The organism is Tessaracoccus sp. OS52 (genome assembly GCF_020687685.1).
Classification (GTDB): Bacteria; Actinomycetota; Actinomycetes; order Propionibacteriales; family Propionibacteriaceae; genus Arachnia.
In genome coordinates, this window is record NZ_JAJEWM010000001.1 from 476,454 (window position 1) to 493,612 (window position 17,159).

General features: G+C 65.4%; 26 protein-coding genes. 25 read left to right on the forward strand and 1 reads right to left on the reverse strand.

Annotated features, from left to right (window positions below):
• Positions 1–2 precede the first annotated feature (2 nt).
• The 15 genes from rplX (at position 3) to LKO27_RS02155 (ending at position 9,742) form a co-directional block, all read left to right on the forward strand.
• Positions 3–374: a 50S ribosomal protein L24 gene (gene rplX, locus LKO27_RS02085; protein WP_227735242.1), complete on the forward strand. Its 372-nt coding sequence runs from the start codon at positions 3–5 to the stop codon at positions 372–374.
• Positions 374–1,042, forward strand: coding sequence for a 50S ribosomal protein L5 (gene rplE / locus LKO27_RS02090; protein ID WP_227735243.1), 669 nt, complete (start codon positions 374–376; stop codon positions 1,040–1,042). The genes rplX and rplE overlap by 1 nt, the downstream gene beginning before the upstream one ends.
• Positions 1,043–1,050: 8 nt before the next feature.
• On the forward strand, positions 1,051–1,236 hold the full coding sequence (locus tag LKO27_RS02095; RefSeq protein WP_227735244.1) for a type Z 30S ribosomal protein S14: 186 nt from the start codon (positions 1,051–1,053) through the stop codon (positions 1,234–1,236).
• An 80-nt stretch (positions 1,237–1,316) separates the two neighbouring features.
• Positions 1,317–1,721: a 30S ribosomal protein S8 gene (gene rpsH, locus LKO27_RS02100; protein ID WP_227735245.1), complete on the forward strand. Its 405-nt coding sequence runs from the start codon at positions 1,317–1,319 to the stop codon at positions 1,719–1,721.
• Between the two features lie 29 nt (positions 1,722–1,750).
• Positions 1,751–2,293: a 50S ribosomal protein L6 gene (gene rplF, locus LKO27_RS02105; protein ID WP_227735246.1), complete on the forward strand. Its 543-nt coding sequence runs from the start codon at positions 1,751–1,753 to the stop codon at positions 2,291–2,293.
• Positions 2,293–2,676 (forward strand): 50S ribosomal protein L18, encoded by a 384-nt coding sequence (gene rplR, locus LKO27_RS02110; protein WP_227735247.1) that lies wholly within the window; start codon positions 2,293–2,295, stop codon positions 2,674–2,676. Before rplF ends, rplR begins: the two co-directional genes overlap by 1 nt.
• Positions 2,677–2,703: 27 nt before the next feature.
• Positions 2,704–3,312 carry a 30S ribosomal protein S5 gene (gene rpsE / locus LKO27_RS02115; RefSeq protein WP_227735248.1) on the forward strand — a complete coding sequence of 203 codons (609 nt, stop codon included), beginning with the start codon at positions 2,704–2,706 and terminating at the stop codon, positions 3,310–3,312.
• On the forward strand, positions 3,312–3,494 hold the full coding sequence (gene rpmD, locus LKO27_RS02120) for a 50S ribosomal protein L30 (RefSeq protein ID WP_227735249.1): 183 nt from the start codon (positions 3,312–3,314) through the stop codon (positions 3,492–3,494). Before rpsE ends, rpmD begins: the two co-directional genes overlap by 1 nt.
• Positions 3,495–3,496: 2 nt before the next feature.
• Complete coding sequence (rplO, locus tag LKO27_RS02125) at positions 3,497–3,937, forward strand: 50S ribosomal protein L15 (RefSeq protein WP_227735250.1); 441 nt, start codon at positions 3,497–3,499, stop codon at positions 3,935–3,937.
• A 193-nt stretch (positions 3,938–4,130) separates the two neighbouring features.
• Positions 4,131–5,435, forward strand: a complete 1,305-nt coding sequence (gene secY / locus LKO27_RS02130; protein WP_227735251.1) for a preprotein translocase subunit SecY — start codon at positions 4,131–4,133, stop codon at positions 5,433–5,435.
• Positions 5,432–6,031: an adenylate kinase gene (locus LKO27_RS02135; protein ID WP_227735252.1), complete on the forward strand. Its 600-nt coding sequence runs from the start codon at positions 5,432–5,434 to the stop codon at positions 6,029–6,031. Before secY ends, LKO27_RS02135 begins: the two co-directional genes overlap by 4 nt.
• A 4-nt stretch (positions 6,032–6,035) precedes the next feature.
• On the forward strand, positions 6,036–6,866 hold the full coding sequence (gene map, locus LKO27_RS02140) for a type I methionyl aminopeptidase (protein ID WP_227735253.1): 831 nt from the start codon (positions 6,036–6,038) through the stop codon (positions 6,864–6,866).
• Positions 6,867–6,901: 35 nt separating this feature from the next.
• Positions 6,902–7,270, forward strand: coding sequence for a DUF1707 domain-containing protein (locus LKO27_RS02145; protein ID WP_227735254.1), 369 nt, complete (start codon positions 6,902–6,904; stop codon positions 7,268–7,270).
• A gap of 319 nt (positions 7,271–7,589) precedes the next feature.
• Positions 7,590–8,585 (forward strand): hypothetical protein, encoded by a 996-nt coding sequence (locus tag LKO27_RS02150; protein ID WP_227735255.1) that lies wholly within the window; start codon positions 7,590–7,592, stop codon positions 8,583–8,585.
• Between the two features lie 506 nt (positions 8,586–9,091).
• Positions 9,092–9,742 carry a neutral zinc metallopeptidase gene (locus tag LKO27_RS02155; RefSeq protein ID WP_227735256.1) on the forward strand — a complete coding sequence of 217 codons (651 nt, stop codon included), beginning with the start codon at positions 9,092–9,094 and terminating at the stop codon, positions 9,740–9,742.
• A gap of 3 nt (positions 9,743–9,745) precedes the next feature.
• On the opposite strand, the gene LKO27_RS02160 is transcribed toward LKO27_RS02155, so the two are convergent.
• Positions 9,746–10,024, reverse strand: coding sequence for a YciI family protein (locus LKO27_RS02160; protein ID WP_227735257.1), 279 nt, complete (start codon positions 10,022–10,024; stop codon positions 9,746–9,748).
• 133 nt (positions 10,025–10,157) lie between these two features.
• Between LKO27_RS02160 and infA the strand changes: the two genes are divergently transcribed.
• The 10 genes from infA (at position 10,158) to LKO27_RS02210 (ending at position 17,157) form a co-directional block, all read left to right on the forward strand.
• On the forward strand, positions 10,158–10,379 hold the full coding sequence (gene infA, locus LKO27_RS02165; RefSeq protein ID WP_068749455.1) for a translation initiation factor IF-1: 222 nt from the start codon (positions 10,158–10,160) through the stop codon (positions 10,377–10,379).
• A gap of 216 nt (positions 10,380–10,595) precedes the next feature.
• Positions 10,596–10,709, forward strand: a complete 114-nt coding sequence (rpmJ, locus tag LKO27_RS02170) for a 50S ribosomal protein L36 (protein ID WP_130866045.1) — start codon at positions 10,596–10,598, stop codon at positions 10,707–10,709.
• A 266-nt stretch (positions 10,710–10,975) separates the two neighbouring features.
• Positions 10,976–11,350: a 30S ribosomal protein S13 gene (rpsM, locus tag LKO27_RS02175; RefSeq protein ID WP_227735258.1), complete on the forward strand. Its 375-nt coding sequence runs from the start codon at positions 10,976–10,978 to the stop codon at positions 11,348–11,350.
• A gap of 43 nt (positions 11,351–11,393) precedes the next feature.
• Positions 11,394–11,804 (forward strand): 30S ribosomal protein S11, encoded by a 411-nt coding sequence (gene rpsK, locus LKO27_RS02180; RefSeq protein WP_227735259.1) that lies wholly within the window; start codon positions 11,394–11,396, stop codon positions 11,802–11,804.
• Positions 11,805–11,836: 32 nt separating this feature from the next.
• Positions 11,837–12,442, forward strand: coding sequence for a 30S ribosomal protein S4 (rpsD, locus tag LKO27_RS02185; RefSeq protein ID WP_227735260.1), 606 nt, complete (start codon positions 11,837–11,839; stop codon positions 12,440–12,442).
• 133 nt (positions 12,443–12,575) lie between these two features.
• Complete coding sequence (locus tag LKO27_RS02190) at positions 12,576–13,628, forward strand: DNA-directed RNA polymerase subunit alpha (RefSeq protein ID WP_227735261.1); 1,053 nt, start codon at positions 12,576–12,578, stop codon at positions 13,626–13,628.
• A gap of 41 nt (positions 13,629–13,669) precedes the next feature.
• On the forward strand, positions 13,670–14,302 hold the full coding sequence (gene rplQ, locus LKO27_RS02195; RefSeq protein WP_227735262.1) for a 50S ribosomal protein L17: 633 nt from the start codon (positions 13,670–13,672) through the stop codon (positions 14,300–14,302).
• A gap of 158 nt (positions 14,303–14,460) precedes the next feature.
• Entirely contained in the window at positions 14,461–15,447 is a 987-nt protein-coding gene (locus LKO27_RS02200) for an ABC transporter substrate-binding protein (protein ID WP_227735263.1), read from the forward strand.
• Positions 15,448–15,466: 19 nt separating this feature from the next.
• Positions 15,467–16,366 carry an ABC transporter permease gene (locus LKO27_RS02205; protein WP_227735264.1) on the forward strand — a complete coding sequence of 300 codons (900 nt, stop codon included), beginning with the start codon at positions 15,467–15,469 and terminating at the stop codon, positions 16,364–16,366.
• Entirely contained in the window at positions 16,366–17,157 is a 792-nt protein-coding gene (locus tag LKO27_RS02210; protein WP_227735265.1) for an ABC transporter ATP-binding protein, read from the forward strand. Before LKO27_RS02205 ends, LKO27_RS02210 begins: the two co-directional genes overlap by 1 nt.
• Positions 17,158–17,159 lie beyond the last annotated feature (2 nt).

The window sequence follows — 17,159 nt, forward strand, 5'->3', positions numbered from 1 at the left end:
CCATGGCATCCCTGCATGTGAAGAAGGGTGACCGAGTCAAGGTCATCTCCGGCAAGGACAAGGGCGTCGTCGGCGAGATCATCGCCGTCTACCCCCAGGAGCAGCGCGTCACCGTAGAGGGCGTCAACATCGTCAAGCGGCACCGCCGTGAGGCCCAGGGCGCCGGTGGCCGACGCATCGAGGGCGGCATCATCTCCTCCGAGGCCCCGATCCACGCCTCCAACGTCCAGCTCGTCACCAAGGTGGACGGCAAGGAAGTTGTGACGCGGGTCGGACATGAGCGCGAAGAGGTCGTCAAGAAGCGCCCCGACGGCACCGAGTACAAGGCCTTGCGCAGCAAGCGCGTCGCCCGCAAGACCGGGAAGGAGATCTGATGAGCACCGACACGGTCGAGACCACCGAAGCCGCCGAGGCCACCCAGACCCCGAAGAGCACCGAGATCCCCCGCCTCAAGAAGAGGTATCGCGAGGAGATCGCCAAGGCGTTGAACGAGGAGTTCAACTACGACAACGTCATGCAGATCCCCGGTCTGGTGAAGATCGTCGTGAACATGGGCGTCGGCGAGGCAGCTCGCGACTCCAAGATCATCGACGGTGCCGTCAAGGACCTGACCGCGATCACCGGTCAGAAGCCCTCGGTCACCAAGGCCCGCAAGTCGATCGCACAGTTCAAGCTCCGTGAGGGCCAGCCCATCGGCTGCCACGTCACGCTGCGTGGCGACCGCATGTGGGAGTTCGCGGACCGCCTGCTGACGCTGGCGCTGCCACGCATCCGCGACTTCCGCGGCCTCAACGCCCGCCAGTTCGACGGCAACGGGAACTACACCTTCGGACTGAGCGAACAGGTCATGTTCCTCGAGATCGACCAGGACCGGATCGATCGCGTGCGCGGCATGGACATCACGTTCGTCACCACGGCAACCACCGACGACGAGGGCCGCGCGCTGCTGAAGCATCTCGGCTTCCCCTTCAAGGCAGTTGACGATCCCAAGAAGGCCAAGACCAAGCGCGGACCCGCGTTCTACGCCAAGAAGAAGAAGTGAGCTGACAGATGGCAAAGACAGCACTCAAGGTCAAGCAGTCGCGCACGCCCAAGTTCGGCGTACGCGCTTACAGCCGCTGCAAGCGCTGCGGGCGTCCCAAGTCGGTGTACCGCAAGTTCGGCCTCTGCCGCATCTGCCTGCGCGAACTGGCTCACGCCGGCGAGCTTCCCGGCATCACCAAGTCCTCTTGGTGACCGACCCCACAATCCAGATTTCCAACGCGCCAGGTCCGGTACTGATCCGGAAACCGGTGTGAGAAAGAAGTTCAACAGCCATGACAATGACTGATCCGATTGCAGACATGCTCACGCGTGTCCGCAACGCAAATCAGGCCTACCTGGAGTCGACGACCATGCCGTCGTCGAAGATCAAGGTCGGCATCGCGGAAATCCTGAAGGCGGAGGGTTACATCTCCAACTTCGAGATCGATGAGGTCGAGGGACAGGTCGGCAAGGTCCTCAAGGTCACCCTCAAGTATGGGGAGTCCCGTGAGCGTTCGATCGCCGGTCTGAAGCGAATCAGCAAGCCCGGTCTGCGCGTCTACGCGAAGGCCAACGCACTTCCGAAGGTGCTGGGTGGCCTCGGTGTCGCCATCATCTCCACGTCGCAGGGCCTGCTCACGGACAAGCAAGCAAATGCCAAGTCAGTCGGCGGCGAAGTCCTCGCCTACGTCTGGTGACCGGCCGGAACTGAAAAGGAGAAAAGATAATGTCACGAATTGGCAGACTCCCGATCACGGTTCCCGCCGGTGTCGAGGTGAAGCTTGACGGTCGCAAGGTCGACGTGAAGGGCCCCAAGGGCAGCCTCCAGCTGACCATTGCAGAGCCGCTCACGATCGAGAAGACCGACTCCGGTGAGATCCAGGTCTCCCGCCCCAACGACGAGCGTGAGAGCCGCTCGCTGCACGGCCTGACCCGCACCCTGGTCAACAACATGGTGATCGGAGTCACTGAGGGATACGAGCGCAAGCTCGAGATCGTCGGTGTCGGTTACCGAGTCATCGCCAAGGGGCCCAAGCAGCTGGAGTTCGCGCTCGGCTTCTCGCACCCCGTGGTGGTCGATGCCCCCGAAGGTGTCACGTTCACCGTCGAGACGCCCACCCGGTTCTCGGTGAGCGGTGTCGACAAGCAGCTCGTCGGTGAGACGGCTGCGAACATCCGCAAGCTCCGTAAGCCCGAGCCCTACAAGGGCAAGGGTGTCCGCTACGCGGGCGAGCACGTCCGCCGCAAGGCTGGAAAGGCTGGTAAGTAATGGCCATCTCACTGGGACAGCGCAAGGGGCTCGCCCCGAAGGTTGCATCGCGTGCCCGCCGCCAGCTGCGTGGACGCAAGCGCATCAACGGTTCCGCCGAGCGTCCTCGTCTCGTCGTCACCCGCTCGTCGCGGCACCTGTTCGTTCAGGTCATCGACGACGTCCAGGGCCGCACGCTCGCGTCGGCCTCGACGATGGAGGCGGACCTCAGGGGTCCGGGTGCCGACAAGTCCGAGAAGGCCCGCAAGGTCGGCGGACTGATCGCCGAGCGCGCCAAGGCGGCCGGGGTCGACAAGGTCGTCTTCGACCGTGCAGGCAACCAATACCACGGCCGGATCGCCGCGCTTGCTGACGCAGCGCGCGAAGCCGGTCTCGGGTTCTGAGAAACGACGAAAGGTAAAGGGAACACGATGAGTGAAACCCAGCAGCGCGGCGCAGGCCGCGCAGGCGGTGAGCGTCGTGGCCGTGACGATCGTCGTGGCCAGGCGCCCAAGGACAACAAGGACCAGTACATCGAGCGCGTGGTTGCCATCAACCGCGTCGCGAAGGTCGTGCAGGGTGGCCGTCGATTCAGCTTCACCGCCCTTGTGGTGGTCGGCGACGGCGAAGGTACCGTCGGTGTCGGCTATGGCAAGGCCAAGGAAGTTCCCGCGGCGATCGCCAAGGGCGTCGAGGAGGCGAAGAAGCACTTCTTCCGTGTCCCGATGATCCAGCGCTCGATCCCGCATCCCGTTCAGGGAGAAAAGGCTGGTGGCGTTGTGCTGCTGCGTCCTGCTTCTCCCGGTACCGGCGTGATCGCCGGGGGATCGGCCCGAGCGGTGCTCGAGTGCGCGGGCGTGCACGACGTACTGTCGAAGTCCCTCGGATCTGCAAACGCCATCAACGTGGTGCACGCGACGGTGGACGCACTCAAGCAGCTCGAAGAGCCCGAGGCGGTTGCCAAGCGCCGCGGGCTTCCGGTGGAGGACGTCGCTCCGGCGGCGATGCTCCGCGCTCGCAAGGAAGAGGTGGCCCACTGATGGCCGAACTCAAGATCACCCAGACGAAGTCAGGAGTGGGCGGCAAGCAGTTCCAGAAGGACACGCTTCGCACCCTCGGCCTGAAGCGTGTCGGTGACTCGGTGGTCCGTGAGGACCGTCCCGAAGTCATCGGCATGATCAGGACCGTCGCCCACCTCGTTGTTGTGGAAGAGGTCAAGTAATCATGGCGCTCAAGCTTCATCACCTGCGCCCCGCACCCGGCGCCAAGACCGACAAGACCCGCGTCGGTCGCGGCGAGGGCTCCAAGGGCAAGACCGCTGGTCGCGGCACGAAGGGCACGGGAGCCCGCAAGAACGTTCCCGCCAACTTCGAGGGCGGCCAGATGCCGATGCACATGCGTGTTCCCAAGCTGAAGGGCTTCAAGAACCCGTTCCGCGTCGAGTACCAGGTCGTCAACGTCGCCCGCCTCGGGGAACTGTTCCCCAAGGGCGGGACGGTCACGGTCGAGGACCTCGTCGAGGCCGGCGCCGTGCGCGACGGCTCGCTGATCAAGGTGCTCGGCAACGGCGACATCGACGTGGCGCTGAACGTCCAGGCGCACGCCTGGTCCGCGTCCGCCAAGGAGAAGCTGGAGGCCGCCGGCGGCTCGATCACCGAGCTCTGAGCGTTCCCTCAGCCAAACCTGGCATCAGAAGGCACTTCGGAAGTGGCCGGCACCTCGGGTGCCGGCCACTTCCGCTTCGGCGCCGCTGCGCCGGTGGGCGCCGGTTGGGTCCCGGGCTCAGCGCTTGATAGGCTGCCTTGGTTGCCTGTGTCGGCAGCCGCTCATGTCTTCCTGGAAATGAAAGTGGGGCCGGATGCTCTCCGCCTTCGCAAACGCGTTCAAGACGCCGGAGCTGCGCAAGAAGATCTTCTTCACCCTTGGGATCATTGCGCTCTTCCGCCTGGGGTCCACCGTGCCTTCGCCGAACGTCAACATCAGCCGTATCGACCAATGTCTGGCCCTCGCCCAGCAGGGTGACGCGGCAGGCCTGTACTCGATGATCAACCTGTTCTCGGGTGGCGCGCTCTTGCAGTTGACCATCTTCGCACTGGGCATCATGCCCTACATCACGGCGTCGATCATCCTCCAGCTGCTCGTCGTGGTGATCCCCCGTCTGGAGCAGCTGAAGAAGGAGGGCGCGGCCGGCACGCAGAAGATCACCCAGTACACGCGCTACCTGACCGTCGTATTGGCCATCCTCAACTCAACCGCGTTCGTCACCCTCGCGCGGACCGGTCAGCTCTTCCCCGGCTGTGAGGGGATCCTCTACTCGGAGGAGATCTTCCCGCTGGTCGTCATGGTCATGACCATGACCGCTGGCACCGTGGTCATCATGTGGCTGGGCGAACTCATCACCGAGCGCGGCATCGGCAACGGCATGTCGATCATGATCTTCACGCAGATCGCCGCCAGCTTCCCCGCAGGGCTGTGGAGCATCAAGCAGGCCAATGCAGGGGCAACGGGCTGGTTCCTGCTGTTCCTCGTCATCGGTATCGGCCTGCTGGTGATGCTGGGCATCGTCTTCATGGAGCAGGGCCAGCGCCGCATCCCCGTCCAGTACGCCAAGCGCATGGTGGGCCAGCGCCTCGTGGGCGGCTCGACCACCTACATCCCGCTCAAGGTCAACCAGGCCGGCGTGATTCCGGTGATCTTCGCGTCCTCGATCCTCTACCTGCCGGTGCTGTTCTCCACCTTCCGGCCGGAGAGCGCCGTCGGGCAATGGCTCGCGGTCAACTTCACCACCAACAGTCCTTGGTACTCGGTGGCCATGTTCGTGCTGATCATCGCCTTCACGTACTTCTACGTGTCCATCACCTTCAACCCCGAAGAAGTCTCCGACAACATGAAGAAGTACGGCGGCTTCATCCCGGGCGTCAGAGCCGGAAAGCCGACGGAACGCTACCTGGCCTACGTGCTGAGTCGTCTGACAGCCCCGGGCTCCCTGTACCTCGCGGTCATCGCGCTGGTGCCCACCATCGCATTCATGGCGATGGGTGCTTCGCAGAACTTCCCGTTCGGTGGCGTTTCCATCCTCATCATCGTCGGTGTGGGTCTCGACACCGTCAAGCGGATCGAGAGCCAGCTCCAGCAGCGGAACTATGAGGGCTTCCTGCGATGAGGCTCCTGATCATGGGAGCGCCGGGGGCCGGCAAGGGGACGCAGGCCACCGCGCTCGCGGCTCGCTACGAGGTCCCGGCCATCTCGACGGGTGACATCTTCCGTGACCACATCCGGCGGCAGACGCCGCTGGGTGTCAAGGTGAAGGAGCTCATCGACGCGGGGGAGTACGTTCCGGATGAGGTGACCGAGGACATCGTGGCCAGCCGCCTCGCCGAGCCCGACTGTGCCGGCGGGTTCCTGTTGGACGGCTTCCCCCGCACGATGCACCAGGTCCACTTCCTGGACCGGCTGCTCGAGGAGCAGGGCCAACGGATCGATGCGGTGGTCTCGCTGGTGGTGGAGCCGGAGGTCCTGGTGGACCGCCTGCTCGAACGGGCGAGGATCGAGGGTCGAACCGACGACAACGAAGACACCATCCGGCGACGCATGGAGGTCTACGCCGGTCAGACGGCGCCGCTGCTGTTCCACTACGAGAAGCGTGGTGTGCTCGTCGAGGTCGAGGGAACCGGTTCCGTCGACGAGGTCCGGAGCCGCATGTTGTCAGCTGTTGAGACCCCGGTGGAGCGCGAGCACTCCTTCGTGCACGAGGACTGAACCGGTGGCCCACATCGAGGTCAAGACCCGTGAGCAGCTGCTCTTGATGCGTCGCGCGGGGAGGGTCGTCGCCGACGGCCTGCAGGCGATGCAGGCAGCGGCCACTGCAGGCATGACCACCGCCGAGCTCGACGGTGTTGGCCGTGAGGTCCTCGCCGCCGCAGGCGCGAGATCCAACTTCCTGGGTTACGGCGCCGAGTACGGTACTCCCTTCAACGGTGTTGCCTGCATCTCGGTCAACGAGGAACTCGTCCACGGTATGCCAGGTGACCGCGTCCTCAATGAGGGCGACGTCATTTCGGTGGATTTCGGCGCCATCGTCGAGGGTTGGCACGCCGATGCCGCACGCACCTTCATCCTGGGCCCATCCACGCCCGAGGACGAGACCCTGGTAGAGGTCACTCGCGCTGCGATGTGGGCAGGAGTGGCTGCAGTGCGCTCCGGGGGGCGCGTGAACGACGTGTCTCGCGCCATAGAGGACTTCGTGCTGGCGCAGCCGCGACGCTACGGCACGCTGCGTGAGTACACCGGGCATGGCATCGGCTCGGAGATGCACATGGAACCCGACGTTCCCAACTTCTCCCGCCGTCGCCCCACCCCGAAGCTGGACGTCGGGATGGCCATCGCCATTGAGCCCATGCTGACACTGGGGCTGCACCAGACCTCCGTCTGCGAAGACGACTGGACCGTGGTGAGCCGGGACGGGTCTCGGGGCGCGCACTGGGAGCACACCGTCGCCATCACCCCCACTGGCTTGTGGGTGCTGACGAGCCCCGACGGCGGCGAGGCGGAACTCGTGGCCAGGGGGGCACCCTTCGGGCCGCTGGGAGACTGACACCGGCTCCGGCGAGCTGAACTAGAATCGGTGCCATGACCAGCCTGCCTCCGTCCTCGCGCTACCTCCAGAAGGCGTCTCAGCCCGTCGAGGACCAGGAGCGGGAGTCCATTGCGAAACGGCTCTCCGACGCCTACGCCGACGGGAGGCTGCCCCAGGAGGAGTACATGGGCGCTCTCGATGTGGTCTATGGAGCACGCACGCTGGGCGAACTCGTGCCTGTCGTGGAGAAGCTGCCCGCCGCATCGACAGAGGTACCGACGATCATCTCTGCCGGTTCCGTCCCCGCGGGCGAGGTCGCCCCGTCGAGGAACGTAGTGGTGCCCGCCTTCCTGGCTGTTGGCGGGGTGCTGGTGCTCCTGGTGATCCTGGGCGTGCTCGGGGTGCTGCTGTTCGGTCTGTGAGCCGTGCGGGGACTATCGTTGGCCGACCAGGGAGGGAGTTGCGCACGTGCAGGACGACGGCCGGAGTGGAACTGAAGCTTCCCGCCCCCATCACGCACGCCGCGACGTCGGCAGCCCTGCCACCCCGCCCAGGGACTTCGACACCCCTCCTGCCCGCCCGTTCCACCGCGCTGCGCAGTGGGTGGTGGCCGGAACGCCGCGTCTGGTCGAGGCGGACCATCGTCGCGACGACCGTGGTCCGACGGGAAGTGTGCCACTCCGCCCCGGGTTCCAGAACCGGCCATCGGCTCCACCACCTGTGGTGCTCCCACCTCCCACAGTGCGAAGTCCGGAGCCGCCCGCGCCGCCGAGGCCGGGTAGACGGACCGGCGTCCGGTTCCTGGCCGGCGCCACCGCGGTGGCTGTCGTCATGGCCTTCACGATGGTGGGGGTCCAGATGTGGGGTGCCCCGGTCCAGCCAGAGTCGGAGGCGCACCCCGATGTGACCGCCTCCACGAGGCCGAACAGCATCCGGGCCGCCGAACGACCCGAAAGGAACCGGGGGACCACCGCTTCACCGTCCCCACTGCCAACCCCGGCAGACCCCGGACCCCGCGGCTGGGAACTTCCCGAGCGGGTCTGGGAGCCTTTGCCGCCGCTGGTGGCGAGCAACGAGGACTGGGTGGCGCTCCAGACCTCTCCTGTCCACGACCTGGCCCCCGCGACCTTGGTGGACTGCCCCGAACCCTCGATCGTGCGGGACATCGACTCGTATCGCGCACAGGTGCGTGAGCAGTGGAGTTGCGTCCATGCCGCGTGGATCCCCGTGTACGAAGCACTGGGATGGTCGACGGTGGAGCCAGCGGTGGAGTTCTACCCGGGCAAGGGGTCGAAGAGCGAGTGCGGCTACCTGGAGGCTCCGGCCTTCTACTGCTCCGCGGGAGCGGGCACCGTGTACTTCGGTGGCGACCACCAGGTCATGGCCGGCAGGTGGGACCTGTCGGTGAACGAGATGGTCAACCATGAGTACGGGCACCACATCCAGAGTCTGGCCGGGATCACGGGTGCAAAGCAGCGGGTTTCCGGGCCTGACGACATCGAGCGCCGATCCGAGCTGCAGGCCACGTGCTGGTCGGCGATGATGACCTACAACAACCGATCCTTCGACTTCGACCAGCAGGACTACGACAGCTGGCTGATGCGTCTGGACACCATGCTCGTCGACGGCGTCCACGGCAGCAGGGAGTCGTTGCGCTATTGGGGTGTTCGTGGGCTCTACGCTGTGACCCTGGGCGACTGCAACACTTGGGCCGTTGAAGCCCAGTACGTTTCCTGAACGCGAGGTCGAACGTGAGCCTGCCCACCGGTTCGTGGCCGCCGCCGCAGCACAACCCCTGGAGCCGTTGGGGGGCTCACCAGAACTCCAGTTTCGGCTTCCGCAGCCCCGGTCGCGGAGGCTACCCGCCGAGCGCCCATCCGCCCGGTCGCTGGCCCGGGCGCCCGGTTGGCCTCTACCAGGGTGGCCACCGCGGCAGCGCGGGCCGAGGTGGCCGGCTCGGGGGAGTCCTCCTGGGGTGTGGCATCGTGGCGTTGGTGTTCATCCTGGGTCCGGTGATAGCCGTGGCCTTCCTGGGAGCGGCGGCGCTCGACGTCGAACCACCCCGTCCCACACCAGCCACGACAGAACCCAGGCCCGGGACTCCGACGCCGGAGGTGGAGGACCAAAGGCCGGTTCCTGCTGAATCCGAGCCGGTCCCTGCCGAGCCCGAGCCGGCCGTCTTCCAATTGCCGCCCCGCGACTTCGGGGAACTCCCGCCGCCACATTCGAGCGACCCTGCTTGGGTGAGGGTCCAGCAGTCGGTCCTGTACACGGCCCGGTTCCCCGTGCAGCAGGGTTGTCCGCCTCCCGGCCTGATCGAGACCATGCAGGAACTCGAGAGTTACACCACCGCTCAGTTGGGCTGCGTGCAGAAGGCCTGGAAGCCGGTGCTGCAAGCGCTGGACCTGCCAACCCACGACGTCCCGCACTACTACTACGGCCAGTCGGTCACTTCACCATGCGGGACCACCAGCGCGCCGGCCTACTACTGCTCCGCAGGCGGGGGAGCGATCTACTTCGGCGAGCGGCTGCTGGACGACACTCGACGTGACCCCCTGTGGGCCAAGGATCTCGTGGGCCACGAGTACGGCCACCACCTGCAGGCGGTGAACGGCTTCTTCGAGGCCATCTACGAGCTTCCCGGCGGCAACGAGGTGATCAGGCGAAACGAGATCCAGGCGACGTGCCTCGCCTTCGGGATGATCCGGAAGGATCGTTCCTACGCGCTCGAAGAGGAATTCTTCAGCCGCCTCGAACCGCACTTGAGGAGTTACCTCGACGATGGGATCCACGGGTCGAAGGATTCCCTGGCCTACTGGGGCATGCGGGGCTTCTACGCAGACCACGCCGCAGAGTGCAACACCTGGGTCGTCGGCCCGGAATGGGTGGAGTAGGGCTCAGCCGATCTGGCCGATCCCCGGGTTCCACAGCCTGATTCGGCGATCGGAGATGAGGCCCTGGATATGGAAGGGATCCGCGTCGAGGAGTTCCTCCACTTGTGCGGCCGCATCCGCCCGCACGACCAGCAGTGCCCCGGGAGCTCCGTCCTGGTATGCCCCTGCCACTACCAGTGGGTCCGGCATCAGTGCGCGCAGGAACTCACGGTGGGCGCCACGGTGCTCGTCCAGCGCTTGGGAATCTTCGGTGTAGGTGTACTCGACCGCGTAGGTGTTCACGGCCCCACGCTAGCGTTTAGTCACCATTGATTTGGGCTGAGCGTCCCATGAGCGTAAAATGAGCAGGACGGGCTGGAACTCTTCTGGCTGGGACGCCCGAGCGTGCTCGGGACCGATCGAAGATTGAGAGCATATGGCGAAGAAAGAAGGAGCCCTCGAACTCGAGGGAACTGTGGTTGAGGCACTGCCCAACGCGATGTTCCGCGTCGAGCTCGCCAACGGCCACAAGGTCCTGACGACCATCAGCGGCAAGATGCGGCAGCACTACATCCGCATCCTGCCCGCAGACCGCGTGGTCGTGGAACTCTCCCCATACGACCTGACGCGAGGACGCATCGTCTACCGGCACAAGTGACCACCCAGTGCTTCGCGCAACGCCCGGGCCATCCCGGGCGTTCTGCATGTCTCCACGATTTTGGAAACCACCGCTGGTTGGCGTAAGGTTGTGCGTCGGTCCCTGATCCGACGGATGTGTCGCGCCTGCGTCAACGTTCCCGGTGCAGGACCTAGTTCATCCACCACTGATCTGGACCCGGCAGGGTCCTGATCGCCGATTGAAAAGGTTGCTCGTATGAAGGTTCAGCCGAGCGTCAAGAAGATGTGCGACAAGTGCAAGGTCATTCGCCGGCACGGTCGCGTAATGGTGATCTGCGAGAACCCTCGTCACAAGCAGCGCCAGGGCTGAGGCCCGGCGTCAGGCGGTAATCGCAGAACATCGCGGATCCGGGCTCAGCCCGTCCGCCGAGACACAACTCAACAACACCCAACGTGAATGCAAGAGTCCGAACCCCATGGCGAGGACTTCCACCCCCGGGCGAAGGCCGGGGCCCCGTCGGAGGCAGTAGCTTCCGTAAAGGCAAGCGGGGATGCTTCACGCCGCACACCTTCGCGGTCCCGGAGCCGGCTCCAAGAAAGAGCCAGGGACCTAGAACCAGGAAAGGTAACCGCCTGATGGCACGCCTCGTTGGTGTCGACCTCCCGCGCGAAAAGCGCCTCGAAGTCGCACTCACCTACATCTTCGGCCTCGGTAAGACCCGGGCCGCCGAAACCCTCACCGCCACTGGAATCAGTGGCGATCTCCGTGTCCACGAACTCAACGACGAGCAGCTCGTCGCACTGCGTGACCACATCGAAGGCAACTACGAAATCGAGGGTGACCTCCGCCGTAGCGTCGCCGCCGACATTCGCCGCAAGGTGGAGATCGGCAACTACCAGGGACGTCGCCACCGCAGTGGCCTGCCCGTCCGTGGACAGCGCACGCGCACCAATGCCCGCACTCGCAAGGGCAAGAAGAAGGCAGTTGCCGGCAAGAAGAAGGCACGCTGACCCCCGGGTGAGCTGAACAAGGACACAGGAGAAACCAGAACTTATGGCAACTGCAAGCCGCAAGGCATCCGCCGCCAAGACGAAGGTGCGTCGCAAGGAGAAGAAGAACATCCTTGTGGGCCAGGCTCACATCAAGAGCACCTTCAACAACACGATCATTTCCATCACCGATCCCAACGGGGCTGTGATTGCTTGGGCCTCCGCCGGCACTGTCGGCTTCAAGGGCTCGCGCAAGTCGACCCCGTTCGCCGCCCAGATGGCCGCGGAGGCCGCTGGTCGTCGCGCCATGGAGCACGGCATGAAGCGAGTCGAGGTGTTCGTCAAGGGCCCGGGCTCCGGACGTGAGACCGCGATCCGCTCGCTGGGGGCCGTCGGCCTCGAGGTCGGAGCCATCGCAGACGTGACCCCGGTGCCGCACAACGGCTGCCGCCCGCCCAAGCGCCGTCGCGTCTGATCCGCCCGAGACTAGAGAAGGACTGAGAGAGAATGGCTCGCTACACCGGCCCAATGACCAAGAAGTCCCGTCGCCTCGGCACGGACCTCGTTGGCAACGATCAGGCGTTCGAACGCCGCCCCTACCCCCCTGGTGTCCACGGCCGTGGCCGCACCAAGGACTCCGAGTACTCGCTGCAGCTCAAGGAGAAGCAGAAGGCTCGTTTCGCATACGGCGTGCTTGAGAAGCAGTTCCGCCGCTACTACGAGGAAGCAGACCGCCACCCCGGCAAGACCGGTGAGAAGCTGCTGCAGATCCTCGAGTCGCGACTGGACAACGTCGTGTACCGCGCTGGGTTCGCCAGCACGCGGCGTCAGGCCCGCCAGCTCGTCGTGCACGGTCACTTCCTGGTCAACGGCCAGCGCGTGAACGTGCCGTCGTACCGGGTCAAGGCGCACGACATCATCGAGGTCGCCGAGAAGTCGATGAACCTGCACCCGCTCGTCGTGGCTCGTGAGACCCATGGAGAGCGCTCCGTCCCCGGGTGGCTGGAGGCGCGTCCCAACCGGATGCGCATCCTCGTCCACCAGCTCCCCGTCCGCGAGCAGATCGTCGTGGACGTCCAGGAGCAGATGATCGTCGAGCTCTACTCCAAGTAGTAGTGCCAACGGGCCGGCCGAGTCTTCACAGCTCGGTCGGCCCTTTCCGGGCCCTCGGGCCCACCCGTGGCCAGGAGCGGTTCCTGGCCCGTTCGCACCCTCAAATAGTGGTCGGTGCGGGAAGGAAACATCAATGCTCATCGCACAGCGCCCCCTCCTGACGGAGGAGCCCGTCTCCGAGTTCCGCTCGAAGTTCATCATCGAGCCCCTCGAGCCCGGCTTCGGCTACACCCTCGGCAACTCCATGCGCCGCACGCTCCTGTCGTCCATCCCCGGCGCCTCCGTCACCAGCGTCAAGGTGGAGGGCAACCAGCACGAGTTCTCCACCATCGAGGGTGTCGTCGAGGACGTCACGGAGATCATCCTGAACCTCAAGGGCCTCGTGCTCTCCTCCGAGGAGGACGAGCCGGTGGTCATGTACCTGCGCAAGTCCGGTGCCGGCGCCGTCACGGCTGGTGACATCCAGCCCCCGGCCGGCGTGGAGATCCACAACCCGGAGATGCACATCGCGACCCTGAACGAGAACGGCAAGCTCGAGATGGAACTGGTCGTCGAGCGCGGACGCGGCTACGTCTCCAGTGTCCTGAACAAGGACCCTGACGCCGAGATCGGTCGCATCCCCGTGGACTCCATCTACTCACCGGTGCTCAAGGTCACCTACAAGGTCGAGGCAACCCGTGTCGCGCAGCGCACCGACTTCGACCGACTCATCATCGACGTCGAGACCAAGCCTTCCATGGCTCCTCGCGACGCCGTAGCCTCCGCGGGCAGGACGCTCGTCGAGCTGTTCGGCCTGGCGCGCGAACTCAACGTGGCTGCCGAGGGCATCGAGATCGGCCCGTCCCCCGTGGACGAGCAGATCGCCGAGTCCCTGAACCTTCCGGTTGAGGAGCTCGACCTGTCGGTCCGTTCCTACAACTGCCTCAAGCGCGAGGGCATTCACACCGTCGGTGAGCTGGTTGCCCGCAGCGAGGAGGACCTGCTGGACATCCGCAACTTCGGGTCCAAGTCGATCCTCGAGGTGAAGGTCACCCTCCACAACCTCGGGCTCTCCCTACGGGACTCCGCTCCCGACTTCGATCCCCTGCAGGTCATCGAGGCCTACGACGAGGAGAACGAAGAGGACGACGACGAGGCCGTGGCCGAGGATGCCGACGGCGACTTCACCGAGACCGAGCAGTACTGATCCCGAGCGCTGCTCGGAACTGAACCGAAAAGAGATACTTCATGCCGAAGCCAACCAAGGGCCCCCGTCTGGGCGGCAGCCCCACCCACCAGCGCATCATTCTGCGCAACCTGGCCACCCAGCTCTTCGAGCATGGCCGTGTCACCACCACCGAGACCAAGGCCCGTCGCGTGCAGCCACTGGCCGAGAAGCTGATCACCAAGGCCAAGCGGGGCGACCTCGCCTCACGCCGTCTGGTGCTCCAGTCGGTCACGAGCCAGGAAGTCGTGCACAAGCTGTTCGCCGAGATCGCTCCCGCACTCGAGGGGCGTGAGGGTGGCTACACCCGCGTCACCAAGATCGGACCCCGCAAGGGGGACAACGCGCCGATGGCCATCATCGAGATCGTGACCGAGTCCGTCGAGGAGTCCCGCGCAAGCCGCTCGAAGGCTCCCCGCGCCGCCAAGGCCGAGCCTGCCGCTGGAAAGGGAAAGCAGGCCAAGGCCGCTGCGCCCGCAGACGAGGAGCAGGTCGTCGAGGAGTCGGCAGTGGACGAGGCCGAAGAGGCCAAGTCCGCCGACGTGGCCGAGGAGGACACCGAAGCCAACGCCGAGGCAGCCGAGAGCGGAGTCGCGGAGTCCGCGACCCAGCTGGGTGACGCCGAGGACTCAGAAGTGGCTTCACAGGAGAAGTAGGCCGCGTCAAACGTTCGAAGGGGGAGGGACCGGCCAGGCCGGCCCTCCCTCTCCGCTTCGGCCCCGAGCACGAAGGGGGCGGCGGTACCAGGCCCAACGCGGCCTGGGGTACAGTCCGTGCAGGCCGATGGCCACTCAGGAGAAGGACAGGAACACCCATGAACCCACGCAGATCACTGCTCGCCCTCGGTGCCGTCGCGGCCCTCGCCCTGGCCGCGTGCAGCCAGCCCGGGTCCAGCGAGAACCCGACTCAAGATGCTGCTCCGCTGGAGATCGGGATCGTCCAGTACGTGTCCCATGACGCACTCGATGCCGTGCAGGAGGGGTTCATCGACGAACTCGCCGCCAACGGGTACTCCGACGGTGAAACCATCAACCTGGACATCCAGAACCCGCAGGCGGACCAGGCAACCCTCACCGCCATCGCGAACCAGTTCGCGCAGGCGGAGAAGGATCTTGTGCTGGCCATCGCGACCCCGGCCGGGCAGGCCGTCGCGCAGGTCATTCCCGAGAAGCCCGTCGTGTTCGCGGCCGTGACCGACCCCGTCGCCGCTGAGCTCGTGGCCAGCCTGGAAGCCCCCGGCGCGAACGTGACCGGCGTCTCCGACCTGAATCCCGTCGATGAGCAACTGGGTCTGCTCCTGGAGATCGCCCCGGACGTCAAGAACGTCGGAATCGTCTACTCCTCTGGCGAGATCAACGCCGAGGTGCAGGTGGCCGCAGCGGAGGAGGCGGCTGGGGAGTTGGGTCTCACGATCCAGAAGGCTGCGGTCTCGAACTCCTCAGAGGTGCAGCAGGCAGCCGAGTCCCTGGACGTGGATGCTTTCTACGTCCCAACCGACAACAACGTCGTCGCCGCGATCGAGTCGTTGATCCAGGTCGCCGAGGCCAGGAAGATCCCCGTGATCGCATCTGACAACGGCGCGGTGGAGCGCGGGGCCATCGCCTCACAGACCGTCAACTACGAGCAGCAGGGCCGCGACGCCGCCATGATGGCGATCGAGATCCTCGAGGGCGCCAACCCCGGGGAGATGCCGGTCCAGATGCAGGAGCAGTTCGACCTCAGCATCAACGAGGCCGCTGCGGAACGCATGGGCGTCACCATCCCCGAGTCCGTGCTGGAACGCGCGGTCACCACCTACTGATCAGTCAGACGCCACAGAAATGGTCATAGCCGCAGAGCTCGGACTCCTGTACGCCGTGATGGCCGTAGGGGTCTACCTGACCTACCGGGTGCTCGACTTCCCGGACCTGACGATCGACGGCTCGTTCACCACTGGCGGTGCCGTGACAGCGGTGCTCATCATCTCCGACGTCCCGTTGGCGGTCGCGATCACTGCCGGGGCGCTGTCGGGCGTGGTGGCGGGCATCATCACCGGGCTGCTGCACGTCCTCGGCAACATCAATCCGCTGCTGGCCGGCATCCTCACGCAGATCGCGCTGTACTCGATCAACCTGAGGATCATGGGCAAGTCAAACCTTCCGTTGCTGCGGGAGTCGACCCTCATGACCCCGCTGCGTGAGGCCGGCCTGCTGGGCACCTGGGCCGGGGTCGTGATCTTCGCCGTCGGCGCCGCCATCGTCGGGGTGGTTCTCTACTGGTTCCTGGGAACCGCCTTCGGTGTGTCACTGCGGGCGACGGGTGACAACGAGCTCATGGCCCGAAGTCAAGGCATCAACACCGGCGTCACGAAGATCGCCGGTCTGGCGATCTCGAACGGGCTTGTGGCCCTGTGCGGCGCCCTCATCGCCCAGTACCAGGGATACGCGGACATCTCCATGGGCATCGGTCTCATCGTGGCGGGTCTGGCCTCGGTGATCATCGGACAGGCGCTGCTCGGCATGACGGCCGTGTGGCAGGCGGTGCTGGCAGCCATCGTGGGGTCTGTGATCTACCGCGGCGTCATCCAGCTTGCGCTGGACGCCGGCCTCGAGCCCAACGACATGAAGCTCGTCTCCGCGCTCCTGGTGATCGTCGCCCTCGTGGTTCCGCAGATCCCCTACTTCAAGAAGCTGCGGGCGCGGATGCGCCGCAGCCGTACCGCAGAGGCGGGTGCGAGCTGATGCTCAAGATCGTCGACGTCACGAAGAGGTTCTTCCCCCACACCAACAACGAGCGGGTGGCGCTGCGATCGGTGGACCTCGAACTTGCCGAGGGTGACTTCGTCACAGTGATCGGCTCGAACGGCGCTGGGAAGTCCACTCTCCTCAACGTGGTGGCCGGCCGCTACCGGGCGGACGAGGGAAAGGTCCTCATTGATGGCCGCGACGTCTCGCAGATGCCGGAGCACCGTCGCGCCCGTTGGGTCTCACGCGTCTTCCAGGACCCGATGGCGGGAAGCAGCCCACACCTGACGATCGAAGAGAACCTCGCCATCGCCTTCAGCCGGGGCAAGTCCCGGGGCCTCACGATGGCCGTCACCAGCAGCAAGCGCGAGACCTTCCGGGAAGCGCTCAGCACGCTCGAGCTCGGGTTGGAGGACAGGCTCGAACTGCGGGTGGGCATGCTCTCGGGTGGGCAGCGGCAGGCGCTCAGTCTGCTGATGGCCACCTATGCGAAGCCCTCCATCCTCCTGCTGGACGAGCACACCGCCGCGCTCGACCCGTCACGAGCGGAGCTGATCACCCGCTTGACGAAGGAAGCGGTGGAGCGGCACAAGCTGACCGCCCTGATGGTGACCCACAACATGCACCAAGCGATCGAGCTGGGCAACAGACTCATCATGATGCACGAGGGTGAGATCGTGCTTGAGGTGAACGAACAGCGGAAGAAGACGACGACGCCCGAACACCTGCTGGCCGAGTTCTCGAAGATCAAGGGCGCCTCACTCGACGACAGAACCCTGCTGGACTAGAA

Bases quoted from the DNA above. Each gene is read 5' to 3' on its own strand.
- rpsK (WP_227735259.1), top strand. From the start codon at position 11,394: ATGGCAACTGCAAGCCGCAAGGCATCCGCCGCCAAGACGAAGGTGCGT.
- LKO27_RS02145 (WP_227735254.1), top strand. From the start codon at position 6,902: ATGACCAGCCTGCCTCCGTCCTCGCGCTACCTCCAGAAGGCGTCTCAG.
- rplO (WP_227735250.1), top strand. From the start codon at position 3,497: ATGGCGCTCAAGCTTCATCACCTGCGCCCCGCACCCGGCGCCAAGACC.
- LKO27_RS02205 (WP_227735264.1), top strand. From the start codon at position 15,467: ATGGTCATAGCCGCAGAGCTCGGACTCCTGTACGCCGTGATGGCCGTA.
- LKO27_RS02190 (WP_227735261.1), top strand. From the start codon at position 12,576: ATGCTCATCGCACAGCGCCCCCTCCTGACGGAGGAGCCCGTCTCCGAG.
- rplX (WP_227735242.1), top strand. From the start codon at position 3: ATGGCATCCCTGCATGTGAAGAAGGGTGACCGAGTCAAGGTCATCTCC.
- rpsH (WP_227735245.1), top strand. From the start codon at position 1,317: ATGACAATGACTGATCCGATTGCAGACATGCTCACGCGTGTCCGCAAC.
- rplE (WP_227735243.1), top strand. From the start codon at position 374: ATGAGCACCGACACGGTCGAGACCACCGAAGCCGCCGAGGCCACCCAG.
- rpsD (WP_227735260.1), top strand. From the start codon at position 11,837: ATGGCTCGCTACACCGGCCCAATGACCAAGAAGTCCCGTCGCCTCGGC.
- LKO27_RS02135 (WP_227735252.1), top strand. From the start codon at position 5,432: ATGAGGCTCCTGATCATGGGAGCGCCGGGGGCCGGCAAGGGGACGCAG.
- rpsM (WP_227735258.1), top strand. From the start codon at position 10,976: ATGGCACGCCTCGTTGGTGTCGACCTCCCGCGCGAAAAGCGCCTCGAA.
- rpsE (WP_227735248.1), top strand. From the start codon at position 2,704: ATGAGTGAAACCCAGCAGCGCGGCGCAGGCCGCGCAGGCGGTGAGCGT.
- LKO27_RS02210 (WP_227735265.1), top strand. From the start codon at position 16,366: ATGCTCAAGATCGTCGACGTCACGAAGAGGTTCTTCCCCCACACCAAC.
- secY (WP_227735251.1), top strand. From the start codon at position 4,131: ATGCTCTCCGCCTTCGCAAACGCGTTCAAGACGCCGGAGCTGCGCAAG.
- LKO27_RS02095 (WP_227735244.1), top strand. From the start codon at position 1,051: ATGGCAAAGACAGCACTCAAGGTCAAGCAGTCGCGCACGCCCAAGTTC.
- rplQ (WP_227735262.1), top strand. From the start codon at position 13,670: ATGCCGAAGCCAACCAAGGGCCCCCGTCTGGGCGGCAGCCCCACCCAC.
- rplR (WP_227735247.1), top strand. From the start codon at position 2,293: ATGGCCATCTCACTGGGACAGCGCAAGGGGCTCGCCCCGAAGGTTGCA.
- infA (WP_068749455.1), top strand. From the start codon at position 10,158: ATGGCGAAGAAAGAAGGAGCCCTCGAACTCGAGGGAACTGTGGTTGAG.
- rplF (WP_227735246.1), top strand. From the start codon at position 1,751: ATGTCACGAATTGGCAGACTCCCGATCACGGTTCCCGCCGGTGTCGAG.
- LKO27_RS02200 (WP_227735263.1), top strand. From the start codon at position 14,461: ATGAACCCACGCAGATCACTGCTCGCCCTCGGTGCCGTCGCGGCCCTC.
- rpmD (WP_227735249.1), top strand. From the start codon at position 3,312: ATGGCCGAACTCAAGATCACCCAGACGAAGTCAGGAGTGGGCGGCAAG.
- rpmJ (WP_130866045.1), top strand. From the start codon at position 10,596: ATGAAGGTTCAGCCGAGCGTCAAGAAGATGTGCGACAAGTGCAAGGTC.